An 8,622-nucleotide genomic window follows, 5' to 3' on the forward strand; every position below is an offset into this window, starting at 1 on the left:
GATAGGACCGGAAATCTGGTGAAAACCGTATTTATCTGCATCTTTGTCGAGTTTAATTTGGCTTGCACCAAGCAACCTGACAACAGAGGGGGCGCGGTTCGAAGGAAGACGTAACTCCTCAGAGGAAGAGGGAACCGAAAGGAGGTGTGTATGGTGAGAATCAAAAGGATAGTAGTGGGGTTGGCTTTTTTGACATTCATCTGCGCCTGCTCTGGTATGAGTACGAGAGAACAACGCATATTGAGTGGAGGAGCCATCGGGGCCGGCGCTGGCGCGGGTATATCCGTGTTGACCGGTGGAAGCGTAGCCGCGGGTTCAGCAATTGGCGCTGCTGCAGGTGCGCTTGGTGGATTCCTTTATGATGAATCAAAGAAGTAACGAGAACACAGATGGTGAGACTGTGTGAGGGGGTGAAAGATATGAAATATTTTACCATACTGATTTCTCTGATCTCATTATTCCTGCAGATTCAGTCCGTTCATGGGGCAGTGTATCAAAGCGACCTTGGCTATTCTATCGATGTTCCTGAAGGTTGGACTATTTTCAGTAAAGGAAACGCTAGGGAAAAGCCTCAAATTATAGAAGCTGCGATGAACAGGGCGAAAGGCGATGAGGGGCTCAGCGCGATACCTTCCAACGTGTTGAACCGGGTCAAAGAATTACTGATGGGGGAGAAAATAGACTATTACCAAAGCGGAGAACCACGATTCACCATTTCAGTGTACAAGGGAACCGGAGAGCTTCCGGTCTCATCGGACAAGGTCGAAGCGTTCTGCAAATCCTTGGCGGAAGACTTCGACAAGCAAGGCGATAACGGCATAAAGCTCCACGAGTGCAGTATCAAACAGATTGATGGTCGCCGGGCGGTCTATCTGATCGCGGATGACTATTGGAAGAACAAGAAGTATATCCAATACCAGATCCAAAAGGGCCAGGACGAGATCCTCTTTGTTACTGCCAACTCTATGGAAAAGCCCTTTTCCGAAATGAGCAACGAGTTCGATACGATCATACACTCACTCGAAACGGAATGAGCAAATGGAAGCCTATGCCGATGTTCCAGATGGCCCGTAATTCGGGCTCATAATTTGGCTTAGAGAGGAGGAGTATATGAAACGTTTAGTGAGTCTTCTTGTAATGTGCGCTATGGCAATGATGCTGGTGTTTGGCGCCTGTGAGAAAGAGGGCCCGGTGGAAAAATCCGGTAAGGAAGTCGACAAGGCGGTGGAAAAGGCGGGTGATACGCTCGAAAAGGCCGGAGACAAGGTGGAGGAGGCAACGGAAAACGCAACGAAGTAGTTCCTCTGAAGAATCACGGAAGGGGTTTTCAAGTATGAAGGAAGCCCTGGCGGGAATCGCTTTTCATCTAAGACCTCACGGAGGCTTGATTCTTATGAAGGCTTTTGGATGCGGGTATGGATCCCGCCGGCTCATACACATCATCTTCGCTTCCATACTTCTGATGACGGCGTTTTCCTGCCAGACGGTCCCTGTTACCGAACGACAGCAACTGCACCTGCTCCCGGAGGGGCAGATCCTCGAGATGAGCCTCTCGAGTTATCAGCAATTCCTTTCCGAACACAAGGTTGTCCATGGAACCCCTCAAGCGCGCATGGTTGCGGATGTGGGTGGACGGATACGAAACGCGGTCGATCGCTACCTCGATCAAAACAATCTCAGTAACCGGGTCGAGGGATATGAGTGGGAGTTCAATCTGGTCGAGGATAAAGCGATGAACGCATTCGCCATGCCGGGGGGGAAGGTGGTCGTCTTCACTGGAATCCTGCCCGTCGCGCAGAGCGAAACGGGACTTGCGGTGGTGATGGGGCATGAAATCGCTCATGTCATTGCCGCCCACGGCAATGAGCGGATGAGTCAGGGACTCCTCGCGCAGATGGGCGGAATGGCTTTGAGTATCGCCCTTGCGGAGAAGCCTGCTCAGACTCAGCAGCTTTTCATGGCGGCATTCGGAATCGGCGCCCAGGTGGGCTTTCTGCTACCATACAGCAGGATTCAGGAGTCCGAAGCCGACCACCTGGGTCTGATTTTCATGGCCATGGCTGGATACGATCCACACGCTTCGGTGGACTTCTGGCAGAGAATGAGTGGGGCTCAGGAAGGGGGAAAACCTCCCGAATTCCTGAGTACCCACCCCTCCGACAGGACCCGGATCGAGAATCTGAGGAAACTCATCCCGGAAGCCATGGATTACTACACTGCTGCATCGCACCAATAGGATCATGGGCGTGTTGTGATCCCCAAGAGCAACATCCTATGCGGAGTGATCGATAGGGTGAGACAAACAACTATGTGGAGATTCACTCATGGGGGAATCGAAGCAGATCGAAATCGAGAAGTTGGATGACTGGCGATGGAGAATACCGCCTTCGGGAGATATGCGGGTGGAAGGCAGGATCTATGCCGATGAAAAGATGATGGCGGATATCCGAAGCGACCAGTCGCTGCAGCAAGTCGTCAACGTAGCCACTCTTCCGGGCATTGTCGGCCGATCCATGGCCATGCCGGACGTCCACTGGGGGTATGGGTTTCCCATCGGCGGGGTGGCGGCGTTCGATCTTGGATCAGGAGTGGTATCCCCCGGAGGCGTGGGATACGACATCAACTGAGGGGTGCGTCTGCTGCGCTCAGGTCTGAGTCGCAAGGAAGTTCAAGAGCACTCGCAGGAACTGGCGGAGGCATTGTTCCGCAACATCCCGGCCGGTGTCGGATCCCGGAGAAAAGATCTGAAGCTGAACCGCAAGGAACTGAATCGCGTGCTGGCCACCGGTGTCGCATGGACCTTGGAAAACGGATACGGGACGGCTGAAGATCAGTCATACATCGAGGCGCATGGCTGCATTCCGAATGCCGATCCGGACAAGATCAGCGATCGCGCGCTGGAGCGGGGCAGCGCCCAACTGGGCACCCTGGGATCCGGCAATCACTTCGTCGAGGTGGGTTTTGTCGAAGAAATCTACGATTCCAAAGCCGCCTCGGTCATGGGGCTGGAAAAAGATCGGGCAACCGTTCTCATTCATACCGGCTCCAGGGGTTTGGGTCATCAGGTATGCGATGACTTCCTTTCCATCATGCTCAAGGCGGCCAAGCGATACGGCATCGATTTGCCGGATCGTCAGCTATGTTGCGCCCCCGTGGATTCAAAAGAAGGAAAAGATTACCTTGGAGCCATGGCCGGAGCGGCCAATTTCGCCTTCGTCAATCGACAGATGATCATGCATTGGACTCGGGAGACCTTCGAGCAGGTATTTCAACAAAAGGCGGACGTTCTTGAATTGGAGTTGGTCTATGACGTCTGCCACAACATGGCCAAGATCGAGACTCATCGAATCGAAGGCAAAGATAGGACCCTTTGCGTCCACCGGAAGGGGGCCACTCGGGCTTTCCCGCCCGGGCATCCCGATATTCCCGGGAGGTACCATTCCATTGGCCAGCCGGTACTGGTTCCCGGAGACATGGGCCGCTACTCTTTCGTGCTGGTAGGAACCGTGGCCGGGTATGGGGAAACTTACGGTTCCGCATGTCATGGCGCGGGTCGGGTGCTGAGCCGCCATCAGGCCATAAAGACCGCTAAGGGTAGAGCCATTGCCCGAGAGTTGGCGGACAGGGGAATCGTTGTCAAATGCGCCAGTACCCGTACGTTGGCTGAAGAAATACCGGAGGCCTATAAGGATGTCGATAATGTCGTCAATGTCCTCCATGAAGCTGGAATTAGCAAGAAAGTGGCCAAACTCGCCCCTATAGCCGTGATCAAAGGATAGACATGGAAAGATTTCGCTTTATCGACCATACAGGCGATCTCGGCGTCGAAGTTTTTGGGGACAGTCTGTCTGCCCTTTTTCAACACGCCGGGGAAGCATTTACCGAGATTATCACCGATGCGGAAACGATCGTCACCCGGGAATCCATACCTATCTCCCTGAAGGCCGAGCAGATCGAAGATCTGCTGGTCCGTTGGCTCAATGAATTTGTGTTCCTATTCGACACAAAGGGGCTGTTATTCAAGGTCTTCGATATCGCTTCCATCGATGACCGCCACATCGAGGCGACGGTTCAGGGCGAACCATACGACGATGCCCGCCATCCCTTCAGGACAACCGTCAAGAGCGCGACATATCACCAACTCGAAGTGGTTCGGGAGGGAGAATTCTGGAAGGCCCGAATTATTCTCGATCTTTAAGCCGCGGAGTAGAAATCGGTAAGAACACGAAAACCTCGATATCAACGAATCTCTTTAAAAAGAGCGGTCGAGGTCTGGTCTCCGGCCGTGTCGCGGCGGCGACACGAAGGGCAGAGGGATGTGCGGGCATGCTGGTCGTCGGGTGTCATTTGGTGGAGGCGCGTCTGCATGCGAGGTGTGACAAACCGCTTTCCGCAGGACGGGCAGCGGTGCAATTCCTGGCGTGTATGCCATTCCACCATTTCCACCGCGTCCGGCGTGACTTTGGAAGTGACGGCGCCGGTGGGACACACCGTGATGCAGGCCTGGCAGGCGATGCATGTCTCCGAGGTGCGGTCAAAGGGGCTCATGACTTCTCGTTTCGCGCCCCGGAAAGCGAATGAAACGGCTTCCAGGCCCAAGGCTCTGCAGGCCCGGACGCACCGGCCGCAGAGTATGCACGTTTCATCCTTTGTGGGCAGATCCGTGCCGGTCACTCCGAGGCTCGAGGCCAACGAACGTATTTCGGGAGCATTGGGCGCGCGGGCCAGGAGCAATTCAGCCACGAGCCTTCGGCCCTCCCGAACCATGGGGGTGTCCGTGTCCACGACGAGACCGTTCAGAGCGGGCAAAGAGCACGACGAGGTCAGGCCCGGACGAAACCCTGATTTCACCTCCACCAGACACAGCCGGCAGGCGCCATAGAGTCCCAGACCGGCATGGTGGCACAGGGTGGGGATAAACACGCCCTGCCTGCGGGCCACGTCCAGCACCGACTCATCCGGAGCGACCTTTACCGTACTTCCATTCATCGTGATTTCCGGCATCAGGAATCCCTCATTGTATACGAACCGCGTCAAAGGCGCAGACTTCGCGACAGGCGCCGCATTTGATGCATTTGTCCGCGTCCAGTACGTGCGCCTCTTTTTTCAGTCCGGTTATGGCCTCGCTCGGACACTCCTTGGCGCACAACCCGCACCCGGTGCAGCGTTCGGGATCAATGGAATAGGTCAAAAGCGCGGTGCACACCCCGGCGGGACACCGGCCCCCGCGAACGTGCGCTTCATATTCGCTCCGAAAATGCTCGATACTCGTCAATACCGGGTTCGGCGCCGTCTGACCGAGACCGCAGAGCGAGGTTCGTTTTATGCCCTCCGACAATTGCACCAGACGATCGAGATCCTTTTCCGAGCCTTTGCCCGAGGTCACTCTGTCGAGTATGTCTCCCAGATGCTCGGTTCCCTCTCGGCAAGGCGTACATTTACCGCAGGATTCGTGTCGGGTAAAATCCAGGAAATACCGGGCCACATCAACCATGCATGTTTTCTCGGACTCGCGCTCCCCCGCCGATCTCGTTGACAATGGTGTTCAAAGTGGTGCCGAGGGGTACTTCCACCAAACCGCTTCGCGCGACATCTCCCACCAGGCAAAAAAGCTTGGTCCCTTTGCTTCCCGAGCTGCCGTATCGGCTGAACGCTTCCGTTCCCTCGCGGATGATCAGGGGCACATTGGCCCAAGTCTCCACATTGTTGATGCAGGTCGGACGACCGTTGAGCCCGCACTCGGCCGGGTACGGCGGGCGCGGATTCGGCTCTGCAATGTGATTTTCCAATGCATTGATCATCGCCGTTTCTTCGCCAGACACAAAGGCCCCGGCGCCACGGACCAGGTGCACGTTGAAGCGGAAGTCCGCACCCAGAATATGATCTCCCAACAGGCCCGCTTCTCTTGCCTGTTCCATAGCCGCGCTGAGGCGTTCAATGGCCAGCGGGTACTCCGCCCGCACATACAGTATGCCCGTTTCCGCACCCACGGCATAGGCGCCTATCAGCATCCCCTCTAGGATGGCGTGGGGATCACCCTCCATGAGGCTGCGATCCATATAGGCCCCGGGGTCACCCTCGTCTCCGTTCATGATAAGGTATCTCGGCGCGCCCGCCGCCCGTCGGGTGATCTCCCACTTGAGACCAGTGGGGAAGCCCGCGCCGCCGCGGCCCCTCAACCCGGACCGCTTGATTTCCTCGATGACTTCCTCGGGTGACATCTGTTCCATGACCTGGAACAGGGCCGCATAGCCGCCCCTTGCAGTATACTCCTCCAGAGAAAGCGGATCGATCTGGCCCAGGTTGCGGCTCACGCGTTTCACCTGGCGGCTGTAGAAGGGATGCTCGGTAAGCGGTGGGATATCGTCCACCCTTCGGGATTCCCCGACGAGCGGATCCAGGCTGCCGAGAACGTTTTCCGCGGCAAAGCGGCCCGCACGGGCTTCAGCCGCCAACTCCACCGCCAAGGCTTCGCTCACCGGCCCGTAGAGCACCCTCCCCTTCTCGGGCAAGTTTACTTCCACCAGAGGCTCGGCGTCGCAGAACCCCAAGCATCCCGTGCGCACCAATCGAGCGTTGTTTCCGACATCCGCTTGCAGGACGTCGAACAGCCGGCCTGCTCCCGCGGCCAGGCCGCAACTCGACATTCCCACGCTCAGTCGCGGCAGGGCGGATGTCAGCCTTCGCGTCCCTTCACGGGCCAAATCGGACAAGTCCTTACGGGTTCTGATGCGCATCATCGCCCCCACCCGGCCGGCCGCGTTTTATAAGTTTACCGAGATCTTTCATGCGCACGCGCCCGTAGGTCTGTTCATTGATTCGGACCACGGGAGCCAGACTGCAACATCCGAGGCACCGCACCTCTTCCACGCTATACGCTCGATCCGGAGTGACGCCCCGCTCGTCCACACCCAGGTCCCGTTCGAGCTTTTGCCGGATACGAGGCGCTCCGAGCACGTGGCACGCGGTTCCCATGCAGACCTGGATGTGGCTCTCGCCTTTAGGAACAAGCCGGAAAAAAGCAAAAAACGTCGCCACACTGAACAAACGACTCAAAGGAACATCTAGAGCCGTGGCCAGGTCCGCCATCACTCCCTCCTGAAGATGACCGTGCCGGCTCTGGACCTCCTGTAGAGCCCCGGTGACCATTCCAGGCATGCCCGCCCAACGATCGGCGATCGCCCTTATTTCGCTCTCGACAAAGGCTTCGGACACGTCCATCCGCTCCTTGTAGACGAGTTGTCAGGAAGAGGCTCCCGATGTGTCCTCTTCGCATTCGTTCACAGTATCCTTCCGGGAACCCTGTCGATGTCTAGTCCGCTTCCTTGTGCAGGTAGGCGTTCGCCAGCGCGGCCGTGACCGCCCTTCGGCGCGTCCTGCCAAAGGATTCCGTATCCGCGTAAATCAGCGCTTTTGTGGGGCACGAATCCACACAGGCCGGAACATCCCGATCCGGGCATCGATCGCACTTCACCGCGATTCTGGATTCCGCCCGTTGGCGCATCATCCCGAAAGGACAGGCCTGCACGCATAAAGAGCAACCGATACATTTCTTGGCGTCATGCAACACGAGGTCTTTGATCTCGTCATGGTACGTCGCCCCGGTAGGGCAGACGTCCACACACGGGGCCTCGTGGCAGTGCCGACACAGAACCGGCACGTTGAACGAAGCGGCGGGCTCGACAAACAGCCGCTTTCTAGGCTTCTGTTTCTCGGCCAGCGATGAGAAGAGGTTCTTGCCGGCGGAATGTTCCACCGCGCAGGCCAGTTCACAGGTATGGCAGCCGACGCAGCGATCCAGGCGGATGAAGATCTCCTTGGTCTGGTTCATGATCCCCTCCTTGACCGGCCTAAAGGCCCAGTCCGGCGCGCCGCTCGTCAATGGCCGACAGCAGCTTCTCCGCGGCTGATATTGGGTCGAGGTCAACAATGAAATAGCCGCCTGTGAGGCCCCTGACGGTCTTGGTCAATACCTCCGTCACCGCGGGACTGCCCAGGACCGGCACCATGACGCCCACGTGAGTGGGCAACCCGGCGGCCACGGCATAGGCTCCGATGGACACCGCCTTTTCCGATACCGCCTCAGCCGCGGACGCGACCACGGGAAGTTTGTCCGTGTCCACGCCCAGTCTGTTGGCCACGGCTACGGCCAGAGCCACGGCCCGGGAATTGTCCACGCAGGAACCCATGTGCAGGACCGGAGGCAGGGGACCGCCTAGATTGTTGGCCTCTCCGACAGCCGTGAGTACGGCTTTCAGCCCTTCGCCGCAAAAAGTGGAGACGTTGGCCGGATCCATGAAACCGTGCCGCATCAATGCACCCGCACCGCAGCCCGTGGCTACAAGGAGCACGTTCTCTTGAAGCAGTCGGCGAGCCATGGTAGTGAAATTCCGATCCTCGGGCACTTTGACGTTGTTGCATCCGGCGAACAGGCATACTCCGCGGATATTGCCTTGAACAATGTTATCGATGACCGGTTTGAGCGGGTCTTGCGCATCCACCTTTGACAGGGCGGCTACGATGGCTTCCACCGAGAACCCGGCCACCACGGGGGTTTTCAACGCGGGGATGTCGACCGGCCTGTTCTTGCGAGCGGAGAAGTTCTTTATGGCCAGGCGGAGG

At 57.3% G+C, this 8,622-nt stretch carries 9 protein-coding genes and 2 pseudogenes; 6 read left to right on the plus strand and 5 right to left on the minus strand.

What is annotated here, in order from left to right:
- Window positions 1-150: 150 nt before the first annotated feature.
- The 6 genes and pseudogenes from HY788_19725 (at window position 151) to HY788_19750 (ending at window position 4,198) form a co-directional block, all read left to right on the plus strand.
- Entirely contained in the window at window positions 151-378 is a 228-nt protein-coding gene (locus HY788_19725; GenBank protein MBI4776376.1) for a hypothetical protein, read from the plus strand.
- 41 nt (window positions 379-419) lie between these two features.
- Entirely contained in the window at window positions 420-1,034 is a 615-nt protein-coding gene (locus HY788_19730; protein ID MBI4776377.1) for a hypothetical protein, read from the plus strand.
- 76 nt (window positions 1,035-1,110) lie between these two features.
- A complete protein-coding gene (locus HY788_19735; protein MBI4776378.1) occupies window positions 1,111-1,299 on the plus strand; it encodes a hypothetical protein in 189 nt (62 codons plus the stop codon).
- A gap of 94 nt (window positions 1,300-1,393) precedes the next feature.
- Window positions 1,394-2,236, plus strand: a complete 843-nt coding sequence (locus HY788_19740) for a M48 family metallopeptidase (protein ID MBI4776379.1) — start codon at window positions 1,394-1,396, stop codon at window positions 2,234-2,236.
- A gap of 88 nt (window positions 2,237-2,324) precedes the next feature.
- Window positions 2,325-3,779: pseudogene (locus HY788_19745) on the plus strand (RtcB family protein).
- Window positions 3,780-3,781: 2 nt separating this feature from the next.
- Window positions 3,782-4,198: an archease gene (locus HY788_19750; protein ID MBI4776380.1), complete on the plus strand. Its 417-nt coding sequence runs from the start codon at window positions 3,782-3,784 to the stop codon at window positions 4,196-4,198.
- A 41-nt stretch (window positions 4,199-4,239) separates the two neighbouring features.
- Here the strand turns inward: HY788_19750 and HY788_19755 are convergent, their stop codons facing one another.
- From HY788_19755 to HY788_19775, 5 genes and pseudogenes are all read right to left on the minus strand, one after another.
- Complete coding sequence (locus HY788_19755; protein MBI4776381.1) at window positions 4,240-5,004, minus strand: (2Fe-2S)-binding protein; 765 nt, start codon at window positions 5,002-5,004, stop codon at window positions 4,240-4,242.
- A 10-nt stretch (window positions 5,005-5,014) separates the two neighbouring features.
- Window positions 5,015-6,737 (minus strand): annotated as a pseudogene (locus HY788_19760) (4Fe-4S binding protein).
- Complete coding sequence (locus tag HY788_19765; GenBank protein MBI4776382.1) at window positions 6,718-7,215, minus strand: NAD(P)H-dependent oxidoreductase subunit E; 498 nt, start codon at window positions 7,213-7,215, stop codon at window positions 6,718-6,720. The pseudogene HY788_19760 and the gene HY788_19765 overlap by 20 nt, the downstream one beginning before the upstream one ends.
- A 97-nt stretch (window positions 7,216-7,312) precedes the next feature.
- The gene (locus HY788_19770; GenBank protein ID MBI4776383.1) at window positions 7,313-7,831 is read right to left on the minus strand and encodes a 4Fe-4S dicluster domain-containing protein; all 519 of its coding nucleotides are present in this window, start codon (window positions 7,829-7,831) and stop codon (window positions 7,313-7,315) included.
- Between the two features lie 19 nt (window positions 7,832-7,850).
- Window positions 7,851-8,622: carbon monoxide dehydrogenase (locus HY788_19775; protein ID MBI4776384.1), on the minus strand; the 772-nt coding region annotated here is incomplete at its 5' end.

The sequence above is a fragment of the Deltaproteobacteria bacterium genome (assembly GCA_016208165.1).
Classification (GTDB): domain Bacteria; phylum Desulfobacterota; class Desulfarculia; order JACQYL01; family JACQYL01; genus JACQYL01.